Source organism: Alistipes dispar (assembly GCF_006542685.1).
Classification (GTDB): domain Bacteria; phylum Bacteroidota; class Bacteroidia; order Bacteroidales; family Rikenellaceae; genus Alistipes; species Alistipes dispar.
This window is the reverse complement of sequence record NZ_AP019736.1, coordinates 2,468,358-2,483,646: the sequence shown is the minus strand read 5'-3', so window position 1 is coordinate 2,483,646 and position 15,289 is coordinate 2,468,358. Positions and strand designations below refer to the sequence as shown.

Genomic DNA, 15,289 nt, shown 5'->3' with positions numbered 1-15,289 from the left:
ACTCTTCACAAATGCCGGATGACCCGGCAGGGATTGCCGACAGCCACGACACCGGAAGGAATCGAATGCGTAACGACGCTGCCTGCACCGATCGTCGTGCCATTCCCGACGGTCACGCCCGGAAGGATCACACTCCGTCCGCCGATCCACACGTCGTCGCCGATGACTACGGGAGCCGTGGATGAATTCCAGAAAGCGGCGTTTTCGTTCCGCCGCTCCGCCGGATTCGTCGGATGGAAAACCGTGTAAATATGCACGCCGGGACCGATGCCCGAATAGTTCCCGATCGTTATCCGATTGCAGTCGAGGAAGACACAATTCATATTGATCTCCACGTGATGACCGATATGGATATTTTCCCCGTAATCCACAAAGAACGGAGCCGAGATCCAGACATGCTCTCCGTATGAACCCAGAAGAAGATCCAGCAAGGCCGACAAACGCCCGGTATCGGTCATCGGCGTGTTATTGTACTCGGACTGCAACCGCTTCGCCAGTTGCCAGCGTTCCCACAATTCCGGAGAGGTGGCATCGTAGTTCTCTCCGGCCAGCATTTTCTCCTTTTCGGTTCTCATACGGGCTCTTATCCTCGTTTGCAAATCACGTTGAAATCGCAGTAGCGGCAGGTGTCCGCATCCACGCACTGACGGAACGGCACGGCGGGATCGTACATTTCGGCGAGGGTCTCGCGCACCAGCTCCTCGAAGCGTTCGGCGTAGAGCGAATAGCGCGCCCCGCGCAGCGACAGCTCCCTGTCGTCGAGCAGCGGCGAATAGTCCGGGCGGTTCATCGCCCGCACGTAGTAGAGCGCCGGCGTGGCGTCGCTCCCCTCCGAACGGTAGAGCATCATGGCGTAGAGCAGCGTCTGGACGATATTCGACAGGCGCTGTCTGCCCTCGCCGCGGAAAAGGCTTCCGATACCGGCGAACTCCAGATGCGGCGAACCGGTCTTGTAGTCCACCACGCGCAGCGACCCGTCGTCCAGGCGGTCGATGCGGTCGGCGATTCCCGAGAACTTCATCCGCCGCGGCCCCCCGGCCGTCGCGAAGTCGAAGCCGTAGTCCACCCTCCGCTCGAGCCCTTCGACCCGGAAGCCGTCGTGCGCCGCATCGTAGGGCATCACTCCGCCGCGCAGGTAACGCACCACGATATCCTTCACCAGCACCAGATTGCCCGTATAGTCGGCCGCCGTGGCCTTCGGGTCCTTCAGGTAGTGTTCGCCGATCGCCGCCTCGACCGCCGCGGCGACCTCGCCCGTGCGGATCAGCGCCCGCAGCGTTCCGCCGGGGTGCGCCTCGCCTTCGATCGGGGCATAGAGCCGCTGTACGGCGGCGTGGAGGATCGTGCCGAACATCGGGGCGTCCACCTCCTCGGAAATCTCGTCGCCGGCGTCGAGCCGCGCCACGGAGTGAAAGTAGAACCGCAGGGGGCAGGCCACGTAGCGGAAGAAGGCCGTGGGCGAAAGCGTGGCCTTCGATCCGGGATCGGTGAAGCGCTCCAGCCGCCGCATCACGCCGTCGTCCTTCCGGACCTCGATCGGCGCGGTCTCCGCCAGATTGACGTCCACGCCCACCTCGATCCGCCGCAGCGGGAAGCCGCTCTCGTAACCCAACTGGTAGATATAGCGGCTCGGCTCGCCCGTGGACTTGTCGTCGGCATGGGCGCAGTAGAGCATCCACACGCGGCGGGCGCGCTGCACGAGGCGGTAGAAATAGTAAGCATAGACGCCCTCGTGGTGCTCGGGCGTGGGCAGCGAATAGGCCGCGCGGAGGTTGTAGGGGATGAACGACGCCTGCGCCATGCGGTTGCCCGGGAAGTTGTCGTCGTTCATCGAGAGGATCACGACGTTCTCGAAGTCGAGATTGCGCGTTTCGAGGATGCCCATGACCTGCACCCCTTCGAGCGGCTCGCCCTCGTAGGGGATGCGCAACGTCTGCAAGTGACGGCGCAACAGCGAGGCATAGACCTCCGGCGCAGGCTCTATACCGCATTCGTCCAGCGAGTTGCCGAGCCGGGCGATCTCCCCGGCGATGACGGCCAAGAATTCCGTCCGCCGGCGGGCGTCGTCGTCCGGGCAGGGTATCCGCACGACCGCCGCCACGACCTCCGACAGCCAGGCCGAGAGCGCCCGCCAGCCGGCGGCCGGGGAGAAGACGAGCCGCAGCAGGTCGTTACGCCCCAGCCACGAGGCTTCGACCGAAATGCGCCGCTCGCGCATGATCTCCTCCTGCAGGCGGCGCGTCAGCTCCGCGTCGCACCCGGCGACATAGGGGTGCGCGAGCAGCCCCGTGACGTCGGCGTGGTAGAAAGTGCAATCCGCGCCCTTCGTCCGGCGGCGGGCCTGCAACTCCACGAGGCGCTCGACGAAGGTGTAGGCCAGACTGGCACGCAGCGGATAGCCCATCGTGACGTTGACCGGCCCGACCTCGGGCGGCATGGCGCAGAGCAACGGCAGCAGCAGGTTCTCGTCCGTCAGCACCACGGCGGTCTCCTTGCCCAGCCGGCCGCCGGCCGCCAGCCCGCGGAGGATCGTCGCCACGTACTTGCACTGCACGGCGTTCGACACGGCGGCCACCGAGGTCAGCTCCTTGGGCCGCGACATGCCGTCGTGCGAGAGTTCGGCACGGGGCGGGAAGCGCACGACGTTTTCGCGCACGAACATCCCGGCCTCCTGCTCCGGATCGTCCTTATAATAGGAGTCGTAATCCCAGTAGAAATCGGTCTCCGCGGCGGAGGAGAGAAAGCGGAACAACTCCTTCTCGCATTCGGAGAGGGCGTTGAATCCCGCCACGACGAAGCGCCGGGGCGTCGCGAAGGCGAACTCGCCGCTGCGCAGGCGGTCGGCGGCGGCGCGCTGCACCATGCCGCCGTAAGCGATACCCAACTCCGAAAGCCGCTCGCGGAAGCGGCGGTAAACCGGTCCCAGCGTCCGCCAGATCGCCAGAAAGCGCCGTTTCTCCTCCGAAAGGTCGGCCTCGGCGCCGAGCGACGACCAGAAGGCGACGATCCGCAGCTGCGCGGGGGTGAGGTAGGAAATGTCGGCCTCGATCTCCCGGATCTCCTCGATATTGCGGAAAAGCATCGCGGCGTCGATCCGGTATTTGTCGATCGTGTCGAAGTCGGAGAGGAGCATGTCGCCCCAGAAATAGAATTTGTCGAACGGTTCGGCGTGGTACTCCGAATAGATTCCGTACAGCTCCGTGATGAGCCGCAGGCGGTCGCCCGTCCGGAGGCCCGATATTTCGGACATCAGCTCGTCGATCGTGGTCCACGACGGCTGCCACATCGGCCGCCGGGCGATCCGTGCGAGGGCGTCGGTGAAGAACAGCCGTGCGCGGCGCGACGGAAAGAGCACGGCGCGCCGCGACAACTCCTCGCCGTAACGCGCATAAAGATCCGCCGCGACCTCGCCCAGGAAACTCTCCATCGTCTCTCGGCGGCCGTTTACTCCGCCGCCCCGATGCGGGCGATGCTGCCGCCCATGAACTTCTCGCTGACACGCAGCACCGAAGGCTCGCCCTTGTAGGCGATCCTGCCGCCCGTGGAGGTCTTGGCCTCGAAACGGTCGGTGACCCACAGCGTCGCGCTGCCCGAAGAGGTGACGTTCACCTGCGCCGACATCGTCTCCAGTTCCGCAGCCTCGACAGCACCCGTGGAGACGAAGAGCGTCAGGTAGCGCACCGCCCCCGAAAGCGCGGCCGAGCTATGGCCCGAGAGCTCCATGCGGAGGTCCTTCACGTCCAGATCGGCCGTCAGCTTCGCCGCACCGCCCACCGTGAGATCGAGCAGCGTGGCCGAAAAGCGGCCTTCGAACGTCGCTGCGGCATCCGAGACCGAAATCCGCTCCAGCGTATTGTAGCACACCGTGACGGTCGTGCGCTCGGGCCGGCGGGCGTCGCGCCGCTCGGTGATCCGCAACACGCGGTCGCGCACCTCGGCGCGGAACCGGGTCGTATAGGAGCCCTTCGTATCGTAGATGATCCGCGGAGCCTCCGTATCGGGAACCTGCACGAAGCGGATATCGACCGGCGCGGCGACCTCGACGGCCGTGAACGACGGCAGCCACTCGCTGCGCTCCCCTCCGGACGTGTCGGAAGCCGCCGCGACCGGCGCGGAAACGGGAGCAGCAGGCATCGCCCCGCTCACCGTATCGGCGGCGGGAAGCCCCGGTGTGCGGGCCGGGACACCGACGGAAACCCCTGCCAGAAGGGCCGTCAGAATCAGTCGCTTCATCTGTTTTTTCATGGTCCGAAGTCGTAATTGTTCCCGCTAAAGTACTAAAAATATTGCGAAATCCGGGATTTATTCCGTACTTTTACTTTCGAAAACCGACTTTTCGAAGAGTGAGAGCGAAGATTCTGAATGCGAGCGCCGGATCGGGAAAGACCTACCAACTGGCCTACAAATTCGTCCGCGACGTCGTCGGACGGCCCGACCTCTACCGCCATATCCTCGCCGTGACCTTTACGAACAAGGCCACCGAAGAGATGAAGTCGCGCATCCTCAAGGAGATTCATGCACTGGCCTCGGGAGCCGGAAGCGCCTACCTCGACAGCCTCTGCCGCGAGTTGCGGCTCGACGAGCAGACCGTCCGCAAACGGGCCGCCGAGGCGCGTTCGAGAATCCTGCACGACTACTCGCGCTTCACGGTGCTGACCATCGACACCTTCTTCCAGCGCATCCTCAGAGCCTTCATCAAGGAGCTGGGACTGGACCTCAACTACAACGTCGAGATCGAGACGGCCTCGGTGCTCTCGAAGAGCGCCGACTCGCTCATCGACCGGATCACCGACGACCCCGCCCTCGGACGGTGGCTCACGGCATTCGTGCAGGAGCGCATCGACGAGGGACGCAAATGGGACGTCCGCGACGGCATCCTTTTGCTGGCCGGGGAGCTTTTCAAGGAAAGGAACAAGGCGACGCTCGCCCAGGCGCGTCCGAAGGAGGAGCTGGGCGAAATCGTGGCACGCGCCACGGCGCAGGCGGCGGCCTCGCGCGAGGAGATGCGCCGGACGGCTTCCGAAGCCGTCCAGGCGATCGCGGCCGCAGGGCTCGCGGCGGCCGACTTCGCGGGCAAGAGCCGCAGCTTCGCAGGCTATTTCTACGCCGTGGCCGGAGGCGAGCTCAAAGCCCCCACGGAAACCGTCCGCAAGCGGGCGGCGGCACCGGAGGGATGGGCGGCGAAGGGCTCGCCCGCAGAGCGCCTCGTACCGCAGTTGCGACCCCTGCTGCAAAAGCTCTGCACGCTCTACGACGAGAATATCCGGCTGTGGAACACCTGCGACCTGCTGCGCGAGAATTACCGCAGCTTCGCGCTGCTGTCGGACCTCTACGCCCGCGTGCAGCAGCTCTGCGCCGAGCAGAGCACGATGCTGCTCTCCGAAACCAAATACCTCCTCTCGGAGTTCATCGGCCGCAACGACGCTCCGTTCATCTACGAAAAGGTGGGCAACCGCTACGAACGCTTCATGATCGACGAGTTCCAGGACACCTCCTCGCGCGAATGGGAGAACTTCCTGCCGCTGTTGCAGAACGCCATGGCGCAGTCGGAGGAGACCTCGGTGTTCATCGTGGGCGACATCAAACAGTCGATCTACCGCTGGCGGGGCGGCGACTGGCGGCTGCTGCACGACGAGGCGCAGCGGGCGCTCGGCACGGAGAACACACGGGTCGAGGTGCTCCGGGAGAACTGGCGCAGCCTGCCGTGCGTCGTGGAATTCAACAACGCGGCGATCGACCGCATCGTCTCGGCGGACAACCTCGCGCTCAACACCCGGCTCGACGAAGCCGCCGGACGCGGCGACATCGGCGCGGAGGAGGCCGCCGCACTGCGAGACACGCTCGCCGACGCCTACCGCGAACAGGCGCAGACGCCCCGGCGCCGGGGCGAGCACCCGGGGTATGTCTCGATCGAGACCTTCGCCGAGCGGCCGCCCGTGGTGGAGCGCATCTGCGAGCTGATCGACCGGGGATTCCGCCCGGCGGACATCATGGTGCTGGTGCGCAGTGCCACGGACGGCGCGAAGGTCGCCGCCGAGCTGCTGGAGTTCAAGCGCCGCAACGAGGAGCCGCGTTACCGGTTCGACGTGATGACGCAGGAGGCGCTCATCGTGGGCAACGCCCCCGTGAGCTCGTTCATCGCCGCCGCGTTGCGGCTGGCGCTCGACCCCGACGACACGCTCAACCGCGCCGTCTACAACCACTACCTCGGCCGCGATTTCGACCGGGAGCTCCCGGACGGGGAGCGGAGCTTCTTCCGCTCGATCCGCCTGCTGTCGCCCGAAGAGGCGTTCGAACGGATCGTCATGCGCCACGACCTGCAGGGCGACCGGCGGCAGATCGCCTACTTACAAGCCATCCACGAGCAGATCATCGCCTTCTCGGCGGCGAAGATCGCCGACATCGCACTGTTCCTCCGCTGGTGGGACGAGCAGGGACGGAACCGCTCGCTGAGCGTCGAACAGAGCGCCACGACCGTCGAAATAACCACCGTCCACAAGGCCAAAGGGCTCGAAAAACGGGCCGTCATCATCCCCTACTGCTCCTGGCAGCTCGACCCCAAGTCGGGCGGCAACGTGCAGAACATCGTCTGGGCGGAGGCCCGCGACGGCGAAGCGGCTGCGATAGGCCGCTTCCCGGTGCGTTACAAACGGGCGATGGCCGAATCGGGTTTCTCGGCCGAATACTACCGCGAACTGGTATACGCCCACGTCGACAACGTGAACCTGCTGTACGTGGCCCTGACGCGCGCGGCCGAATCGCTGCACGTCTTCGTGCCGCAGAAGGGCGGCGCACCGAACGTCGGCGGGCTGCTGCTGCAAAGCATCCGCGTCGAGGGCGACCGGGCGACGGTCGGCACGCTCGAAGGGCGCTACACGGCCGACGAGCGGGGCGAGCACTACGTCTTCGGGGAGTTCGCAGGCCCCGTGGCGGGCGGCGCGAAAGACGCCGAAGCGGAACACGTTCTGCTCGAAGAGTACCCCACGGCACAGGCCGCACTCCGGCTGCGGCTCCCCTCGCAGCGCTATTTCGAGGAGGGCGGCGAGACCGAGCTGGCGCCCCGCAACTTCGGAATTCTGATGCACAGGGCCTTCGAGCAGGCCGAGGACGAGCGGCAGATCCGCGAGGCCGTGGACGCCATGCGTGCCGACGGCACGCTGACGGACGACCAGGCCGCCCGGCTCGGAAAAGCCATCGACCGGGCGCTGGAGCTGCCCGAGGTCCGCGAATGGTTCGGCGGCGGATGGCAGGAGGTGCGCAACGAGCAGGAGATCATCCTTCCCCGCCCGGCGGACGGCGCCGGTTGTCTCCCCGGCGTCCCGAACGACACCGACGACCGCTCCGGCGCCCCGAACGGCACGACACGGAGGCCCGACCGCGTGATGATCGCCGGCGACAGGGCCGTGGTCGTGGACTACAAATTCGGCGACCGCGACGCCGAACGCTACCGCCGCCAGATCGGCGGCTACTGCACCCTGCTGCGCGGAATGGGCTACGCCCGCGTCGAAGGCTACCTGTGGTATGTCCGGCGGGGCGAGGTGGAGCGGGTGGTATAACCGTGTCCGCCGAAGACATTGACTTCTCCTCCGGAGAACGCCCCTTGTGCCTGCTACCCCGAAAATAACGAAACACCCGGCTACCACTGCGGTAACCGGGTGTTTCATTCGTATCATACGGCCGAAATTCCGGCAGGATCGTCTTCCGGCAGGCCCAAAGGCTCTCCGGATACGCTCCCTACCCCGTCGGCCGACGGAGGTTACTCGCCCAGCGCGAAGCGCTTGTAGGCGATCACCGTGGCCTCCTTGTCGGCCTTGCGGATATACTCGGCGATGGTCTCCTTCTCGCCTACGACGAGCTGGTTGAGCAGCGTGTTCTCCTCGAAGAACTTGCGCATCTTGCCCTCGGCGATCTTCTCCAGAATGGCCTCGGGCTTGTTGGCGTTCTTCGGGTCCTGCTTCATGGCCTCCACGGCGATCTTACGCTCGTGCTCGATGACCTCTGCGGGGCAGTCGGCCTCCGAGATCGAAACAGGAGCCATGGCCGTAGCCTGCATGGCGACGGTGTGGGCCACCTCGGCGGGAACCTCCTTGTTGAAACCCAGCACCGTGCCGAGTTTCTTGTTGAAGTGCACGTAAGCGGCGCAGTAGGGAGCCTCGATACGGGCATAGTATGCCAGTTCGATCTTCTCGCCCGTCTGTCCCGACTTCTCGGTGACCATCTCCTCGACGGTGCGGCCCTCGTCGTTCTTCGTAGCCATCAGCGCATCGCGGTCGGCGGCGTCGTTCTTCACGGCCACCTCCAGCATCGCGTTGGCCGAAGCCGAATACTCGGCGTTCTGAGCCACGAAGTCCGTCTCGCAGGCCAGGCAGAGGATATAGGCCTTCTGGCCCACGATCTTCGTCACGACCACACCCTCGGTAGCGGTACGGTCGGCACGCTTGGCCACGACGAGCTTGCCCTTCTCGCGGATAATGTCCTGGGCACGCGCAAAATCGCCTTCCGCCTCCATGAGGGCCTTCTTGCAGTCCATCATACCGGCGCCGGTCATCTTGCGGAGCTTCATCACATCAGCAGCTTTGATTTCCATAGTCGTATCTGTTTTTTTCGTTATTGTTCGGATTACTCGGCCTTCTGCTCCGCCTCGGCAGCGGGAGCGGTTTCAGCGGCGGCGGGAGCAGCCTCGACGGCAACCGGCTCCTCGAAGGGGGTCTCCACGGCGGCCACGACCTCGGCAACGGCAGCCTCCTCGGCGTCCACCGTAGCCTTCACGGCCTTCTTGATGCGGGGCTTGCCCTCCTTCTTCACGGCGCCTTCGGCCTCGGCCTCCTGCGCCTCCTTCTCCTTCTCGAGCTTGCGCTCCTCCGAACCTTCGGCGATAGCGGCGCACATGGCCTCTACGACCACGGCGATCGACTTGGCGGCATCGTCATTTGCAGGTATAACGTAATCAATGTCGGTCGGATCACAACAAGTGTCTACCATGGCAAATACGGGGATGCTCAGCCGCTTGGCCTCCTTCACGGCGTTGGCCTCCTTCTGCACGTCCACGACGAACAGTGCGGCGGGAAGACGCGTCAGATCGGCGATCGAACCGAGGTTCTTCTCGAGCTTCGCGCGCTGACGGGCGATCTGGAGCTTCTCGCGCTTGGAGAAATTATCGAAAGTGCCGTCGTTGGTCATCTTGTCGATGGTGGCCATCTTCTTGACGGCTTTACGTATGGTGGGGAAGTTTGTCAGCATGCCGCCGGCCCAGCGCTCGGTGACGTAGGGCATTCCGACGGCTGCCACCTTTTCGGCAACGATCTCCTTGGCCTGCTTCTTCGTGGCGACGAACAGCACGCGGCGGCCGCTCTTGGCGATCTGCTTGATGGCGGCGGCGGCCTCGTCGATCTTCAGCACGGTCTTGTGCAGGTCGATGATGTGGATGCCGTTCTTCTCCATGAAGATATACGGAGCCATTTTGGGGTTCCATTTGCGCTTCAGATGACCGAAGTGCGCACCGGCTTCCAGTAATGTATTAAAATCTGTACGTGACATTTCAATTCGTTTCGTTGGTTAATTTTAATTCTCTTTTCCTCAACCCTCCGGGTAGCAGCCTCGCTGGTCCCGATGAGTTTTCCGCGGCGCGGCAACCGGGCGGTAATACATATAATATAAATAGGTAGTCCTTCCGATTTGGAACCGACGCCGTGCTTGCCGAAATTTCCGGTCGTGCGAGCGGATTAACGCTTGCTGAACTGGAACTTGCGACGTGCTCCGGGCTGACCGGGCTTCTTACGCTCAACCTCGCGGGGATCGCGCGTGAGGAATCCGGCCTTCTTGAGCACCGGACGCATCTCGGCGTCGATCTCGCACAGTGCGCGTGCGATACCCAGACGAGCGGCTTCGGCCTGTCCCTTGATACCGCCTCCGTCGAGGTTGATCGTGATGTCGAAATTCTCGGCGGTGTTGGTGGCCAGCAGCGGCTGCTTCACCTGGAACTGGAGAATCTCGAGCGGGAAATAGGCTGCAAGCTCCTTGCGGTTGATTGTAATCTGACCCTTACCCGGCTTCACGAATACGCGAGCCACAGCGGCCTTACGACGACCTACGGTGTTTACAACTTCCATAACTCTTACTTAATCTCGTTTAACTTAATGGGCTTCGGGTTCTGGGCGGCGTGCGGATGCTCGGCGCCGGCGTAAACCTTCAGGTTCGTGAGCAGCTTGTCGCCCAGACGGGTCTTGGGGAGCATACCCTTTACGGCTTTCTCGATGAGGAAAGTCGGTTTCTTGGCCAGATAGTCGGCGGGGGTGGCGAAACGCTGGCCGCCCGGATATCCGGTGTGACGCGTGTAAACCTTGTCGGTCATTTTGTTGCCCGTGAGCTTCACCTTCTCCGCGTTGATGACGATGACGTAGTCGCCGCAGTCCACGTGGGGCGTGTAGCTGGGCTTGTTCTTGCCTCGGAGGATCTTCGCGATCTGCGATGCAAGACGTCCCAATACCTCGTTCGTAGCGTCGATGACGACCCACTCCTTGGTCACCGTCGATGCATTGGCCGAGATAGTCTTGTAGCTTAATGAATCCACTGTGTTTTACGTTTAAATTTAACTTGTTGTAATCCTATCCCGCACATTGCGGGTGCGCAAAGGTACGAAAAATATTTCACACTACAAGCCAAGTCGCAGAAAATTACGACGCAAGGCCGAAAAACGGAACCGCCGGCACGCGCCATCGGGCACGCCCTCCGTCCGACGCCGCGGGACCGGAGGCCGGGGTCACCGGATTCCGGCCCGGAACGCCTTGGGCGACATCCCCGTATGACGCCGGAAGAACCGGGTCAGATAGGACTGGTCGGCGAATCCCAACTGCTCGGCGATCTCCGTCACCGAGAGGTGGGGATCGCTCAGCAGCACCTTGACCTCGGCCAGCCGCTGCTCGTCGATGAGCTGCTTGGGTGTCCTGCCGCCCTGACACTCGACGGTCACCTCGTAGAGGTAGCGCGGGGAGATGCACATCCGGTCGGCATAGAACGACACGGCGTGCTCGCGCGTGGCATATTCGCGGAGCAGGCCGACGAACTGGTGGCTCAACGCCTGTTTGCGGGTGTACTGCTGCGTGCCCCCGATCTTCTCCTGAATGGTGTTGAACACCCACATCAGGAGGCTCTGCAGGAAGTTGAGCTCCTGCTGCCGCCGGAACTGCGTGCCGCCCTCCACGAAGAGCATCCGTGCCACGTCCATCCAGAGGAGAATCTCCCGCCAGGTCTTCTGGCTGCGCTCGTCCTGCGTATGGCGGTAGCCGGGATGTTCGTGCGTATAGTCCAGATAGGGGGAGTCGATCGGCAGCACGGCCTCCAGGAAGAGCTCGCGCGAGAAGGTCACCATCCGCACCCGGAAGTCGCCGCTCGCCTCCACCACCTGCATCAGCGAACCCTGCAGGAAGATCAGCTCCGACTGCTCCCCGATCCGGTAGTGCTGGATGCCCGTCGAGACGACGGCGCTCCCGCGGACGCAGACCAGATAGACACCGCAGCGGAAATGCACCGGGGCCCTCCTCAAGGCGGACAGATCGCCCTCTTCGTATCGTATGGCATCCGGCGGCCGGACGAAGGGTTCTTCCATCGTTTATGCTGTTTTTACCCCGCAAAAATAGCCATAATCCGCCGATGCGGGCGCATCAGTTCCTAAAATGAAATGTTTTCCGCAAATTAATGCACGGCGGATTTCCCGCCGATGCGGTACTTTTGCACCCCGGAAAACGACTGCGAACGATGAAACGGAAACACAATTCGGAACTATTCCTGCTGCTCTACCTGGGCATACTGAGCGCTTTCGGGCCTTTCGTCATGGACATGTACCTGCCGGCGTTTCCCGTGCTCACGGAGTTTTTCGGAGCCTCCTCGTCGATGGTGCAGTTGAGCCTGACCGCGAGCACGATCGGCCTGGCCGCGGGACAACTGTTCTTCGGCACGGTCAGCGACAAATACGGCCGGCGGCCGGCGCTGCTGACGGCGCTCGGGCTGTTCATGCTGGCCACGGCGGGCTGTCTGCTGGCCGGAACCATCCTCGACTTCATCGCCTTCCGGTTCATTCAGGGGCTGGCCGCGGCCGGAGGCATCGTCCTCTCGCGGTCGATCGCCACCGACCGCTACGCCATCGGCAAACTCGCGCGGATGCTGGCCCTCATAGGCGCCGTGAACGGCGTGGCCACGGTTCTGTCGCCCGTCGGCGGCGGTATCCTGTCGGAATACGGGGACGGGTGGCACGGCATCTTCTGGTTCCTGCTGCTCTTCGGAGGCATCCTGCTGCTCGGAACGTTCCGATTCCGCGAATCGCTCCCGAAACCGCGTCGGAAAGCGACCGGGTGGCGCGACGTGGGCCGCAACTTCCGGGAGGTGCTGCACAACCGCGCCTTCCTCTGCCATACCCTGCAATACGGCTTCGCCATGAGCGTGCTGTTCGTCAATCTGGCTTCGGCGCCGTTCATCATGCAGGAACACTACGGACTCACCCCGTCGCAGTTCAGCCTCTTCTTCGGGCTCAATGCGGTCGCCATGGCCGCCGCCTCGGCCGCAGTCGTCAGGTTCCCGACGATGGAGCAGGCCGTGCGGGCCGGCAATGCGGGAATGCTGCTGTTCTCCGCCCTGCTCTGCGTCGCATTCGGCATGCACGCGCCGTTCTGGGCCTACGAGGCGCTGATCTTCGGCATCTGCGGAGCCATCGGAATCGTGTTCACCGCCTCGAACACGCTGGCCATGGACAGCGAACGGCAGAACGCGGGGGTCGCCTCCGCCCTGCTGGGAGCCTCGGCCTACGTCTTCGGCGGACTAGCCTCGCCGATGGTCGGAATCGGCGACCTGCTGACCTCCACGGCCGTCCTGTTCTTCGCCGGCTCCCTCTGCTCGAATCTCTGCCTGCCGGTTCTCTTCCACGGCTCGACCTGCCGCCCTTCCTGCCGGTAGAACCCGCTCCCGGAAGGCCGGGCGCGGAATAGATATTCCGCCGCAAGGTCCGTCAGATCACGCCGGCCTCTTTCCGGACCGACACGCCGGCTCTTTTCCCGCGGAAACCGCGCAAATCCTTCCCTCCTCCCCTTCTTCGGCCGCTGCGCGAAAACAGCCGGAACCGATACGCAGGGGCTTCCCGAGCCGGAGTCCCCACCTCTTTCCGGCAGTCGGTCCTTTCCCGGCCGCCGGTTCCTCCGCAAAAAAATACGGCGCCGCAACCCGCAGGTTACGACGCCGTATGAAAAACAGGGTCTTGCGAATGCCGCAATCCTATCCGAGGAACGAAAGCAGGATACCCGCAGCCACGGCCGAGCCGACCACGCCGGCCACGTTGGGTCCCATGGCATGCATGAGCAGGTAGTTGCCCGGATCTTCCTTCTGACCCTCCACCTGCGAAACGCGGGCGGCCATAGGCACGGCCGACACGCCGGCCGAACCGATCAGCGGGTTGATCTTGTTGCCCTCCTTCGAGAAAAGATTCATCAGCTTGGCGAGCAACACGCCGCCGGCCGTACCCAGTCCGAAGGCCACGACGCCCAGCACGAGGATACCCAGCGTGCGGAAGTTCAGGAACGCCTCGGCGGTGGCCGTAGCGCCCACCGTCAGACCGAGGAAGATCACCACGATGTTCATCAGCTCGTTCTGCACGGTCTTCGACAGACGGTCCACCACGCCGCACTCCTTCATCAGGTTGCCCAGCATGAGGCAGCCGATCAGCGGTGCGGCGCTCGGCAGCAGCAGCGCGATGATGACGGCGATGACGATCGGGAAGAGGATGCGTTCCAACTTCGACACGGGACGCAGCGTCCGCATCCGGATGGCACGCTCTTTCCTGGTGGTCAGCGCACGCATGATGGGCGGCTGGATCACCGGCACGAGAGCCATGTAGGAGTAGGCGGCCACGGCGATCGGGCCGAGCAGCTCGGGCGAAAGCATCGACGTCAGGTAGATGGCCGTCGGGCCGTCGGCGCCGCCGATGATACCGATCGAACCGGCCTGCGCGGGTGTGAAACCGAGGGCATAGGCGCCCAGGAACGTGGCGAAAATGCCGATCTGCGCGGCAGCGCCGAGCAGGAAGCTCTTGGGATTGGCGATCAGCGGACCGAAGTCGGTCATGGCCCCCACTCCCACGAAGATCAGACAGGGATAGATGCCGAGCTTCACGCCCAGATAGAGGTAGTCGAGCAGGCCCGCATTGGCGACGAAGATGTCCCAATGCACGTGTCCGCCCTCGAAGAGTTCGGTGTGGTAGAGGTTCGCATCCGGAAGATTCGTGAGCAGCATGCCGAAAGCGATGGTGAAAAGCAGCAGCGGCTCGAACTTATGCCGGATGGCCAGATAGAGCAGGAAGAACGCGACGAGGATCATCGCCACGTTGCCCCAGCCCATTTCGGCGAAGAAGCCCGCGATGCCGGTGGAACCCGCGAAGTCGCGGAGGCTGTTCCACACGAAATCGGAGCCCGAGGTCAGCAGCGTACACATGGTTATTCGATGACGATTAAGTTATCACCCTCCATGACCGTGGCGCCCTGCTGCACGAGCACCTGCTTGACGACACCGGCACGGTCCGCGTCGATGTTGTTCTCCATCTTCATCGCCTCGAGCACCACGAGCGTCTGTCCGCGCGAAACGGTGTCGCCCACGGCGACCTTGACCGACAGCACCGTGCCGGGCAGCGGGCACTTCACCGCATACCCCGCGCTGGGAGCCACGGCTGCCAGACGGGGCGAAGGAGCCGCCGTCGCGGGCGTGATCATCGCGCTGTTCGCGCCTTTGGCCGCGGGAGCGACCTGAGGCTTCTTCGAAGCGGCGGTCTGGGCCCCTCCGATCTCGACCTCGTAGGAGACGCCGTTGACGACGACATGGGCCAGCGTCGAGGCCTCATTGACGTCGTCGATCTGCACGTCGTAATTATGTCCGTTGATTTTCAAAGAGTAATCTTTCATTGTTTTAGCTATTTTCTGTCAGGCATCTGGGTTAAACCGTGAATTTTGGAATTCCAGGGCGAATAGGCGCGCTTGATGCTCAGGATGGTCAGCACCTCCGACTCCCGGTCGTGCAGCTCGCTGCGGAACATTTTGAGCGCCGTGGCGATCGCGGCGATCTCCTCGTCGTGCAGCTGGGCCTGAGCGGCCTCCGGATTCTTGGCGTTGCGGCGCGAGAAAGCGGCTCCGAAGCCCTTCATCACCCACACCAGCAACAGCAGGACGAAGAAGACCAGGCAGATGCTGATGAGCGCCACCCACAGCATCTCCGACCAGCCCCAATCCATAACCGTTAATATTCTCATAGTCGTGCG

13 protein-coding genes are annotated in these 15,289 nt (G+C 63.6%); 2 read left to right on the top strand and 11 right to left on the bottom strand.

What is annotated here, in order from left to right; translation table 11 throughout:
* Nucleotides 1–5 precede the first annotated feature (5 nt).
* From FME97_RS10480 to FME97_RS10470, 3 genes are read right to left on the bottom strand one after another with little or no spacing between them, the layout of a single operon-like run.
* Entirely contained in the window at nt 6–575 is a 570-nt protein-coding gene (locus FME97_RS10480) for a sugar O-acetyltransferase (RefSeq protein ID WP_141429581.1), read from the bottom strand.
* Between the two features lie 8 nt (nt 576–583).
* Complete coding sequence (locus FME97_RS10475; RefSeq protein ID WP_141429580.1) at nt 584–3,427, bottom strand: PD-(D/E)XK nuclease family protein; 2,844 nt, start codon at nt 3,425–3,427, stop codon at nt 584–586.
* Between the two features lie 17 nt (nt 3,428–3,444).
* Nucleotides 3,445–4,233, bottom strand: coding sequence for a GIN domain-containing protein (locus tag FME97_RS10470; protein WP_232522874.1), 789 nt, complete (start codon nt 4,231–4,233; stop codon nt 3,445–3,447).
* Nucleotides 4,234–4,343: 110 nt separating this feature from the next.
* Here FME97_RS10470 and FME97_RS10465 point away from each other — a divergent pair, with 110 nt between their 5' ends.
* On the top strand, nt 4,344–7,556 hold the full coding sequence (locus FME97_RS10465) for a UvrD-helicase domain-containing protein (protein ID WP_141429579.1): 3,213 nt from the start codon (nt 4,344–4,346) through the stop codon (nt 7,554–7,556).
* A 200-nt stretch (nt 7,557–7,756) separates the two neighbouring features.
* Here FME97_RS10465 and tsf read toward each other — a convergent pair whose 3' ends face one another.
* From tsf to FME97_RS10440, 5 genes are all read right to left on the bottom strand, one after another.
* Nucleotides 7,757–8,587 (bottom strand): translation elongation factor Ts, encoded by an 831-nt coding sequence (gene tsf / locus FME97_RS10460; protein WP_141429578.1) that lies wholly within the window; start codon nt 8,585–8,587, stop codon nt 7,757–7,759.
* A 32-nt stretch (nt 8,588–8,619) separates the two neighbouring features.
* Nucleotides 8,620–9,537 (bottom strand): 30S ribosomal protein S2, encoded by a 918-nt coding sequence (gene rpsB, locus FME97_RS10455; RefSeq protein ID WP_141429577.1) that lies wholly within the window; start codon nt 9,535–9,537, stop codon nt 8,620–8,622.
* 185 nt (nt 9,538–9,722) lie between these two features.
* Nucleotides 9,723–10,109, bottom strand: a complete 387-nt coding sequence (gene rpsI / locus FME97_RS10450) for a 30S ribosomal protein S9 (RefSeq protein WP_141429576.1) — start codon at nt 10,107–10,109, stop codon at nt 9,723–9,725.
* A gap of 5 nt (nt 10,110–10,114) precedes the next feature.
* The gene (gene rplM, locus FME97_RS10445; RefSeq protein WP_141429575.1) at nt 10,115–10,570 is read right to left on the bottom strand and encodes a 50S ribosomal protein L13; all 456 of its coding nucleotides are present in this window, start codon (nt 10,568–10,570) and stop codon (nt 10,115–10,117) included.
* Between the two features lie 189 nt (nt 10,571–10,759).
* Complete coding sequence (locus FME97_RS10440) at nt 10,760–11,605, bottom strand: helix-turn-helix transcriptional regulator (RefSeq protein WP_141429574.1); 846 nt, start codon at nt 11,603–11,605, stop codon at nt 10,760–10,762.
* A 149-nt stretch (nt 11,606–11,754) separates the two neighbouring features.
* Between FME97_RS10440 and FME97_RS10435 the strand changes: the two genes are divergently transcribed.
* Nucleotides 11,755–12,945 carry a multidrug effflux MFS transporter gene (locus FME97_RS10435; RefSeq protein ID WP_141429573.1) on the top strand — a complete coding sequence of 397 codons (1,191 nt, stop codon included), beginning with the start codon at nt 11,755–11,757 and terminating at the stop codon, nt 12,943–12,945.
* A 315-nt stretch (nt 12,946–13,260) separates the two neighbouring features.
* On the opposite strand, the gene FME97_RS10430 is transcribed toward FME97_RS10435, so the two are convergent.
* The 3 genes from FME97_RS10430 to FME97_RS10420 are packed head-to-tail and all read right to left on the bottom strand — an operon-like array spanning nt 13,261 to nt 15,280.
* Nucleotides 13,261–14,472 carry a sodium ion-translocating decarboxylase subunit beta gene (locus FME97_RS10430; protein WP_141429572.1) on the bottom strand — a complete coding sequence of 404 codons (1,212 nt, stop codon included), beginning with the start codon at nt 14,470–14,472 and terminating at the stop codon, nt 13,261–13,263.
* Nucleotides 14,473–14,474: 2 nt separating this feature from the next.
* On the bottom strand, nt 14,475–14,936 hold the full coding sequence (locus FME97_RS10425) for a biotin/lipoyl-containing protein (protein ID WP_141429571.1): 462 nt from the start codon (nt 14,934–14,936) through the stop codon (nt 14,475–14,477).
* 8 nt (nt 14,937–14,944) lie between these two features.
* Nucleotides 14,945–15,280 carry a hypothetical protein gene (locus tag FME97_RS10420; RefSeq protein WP_232522873.1) on the bottom strand — a complete coding sequence of 112 codons (336 nt, stop codon included), beginning with the start codon at nt 15,278–15,280 and terminating at the stop codon, nt 14,945–14,947.
* Nucleotides 15,281–15,289: the final 9 nt, after the last annotated feature.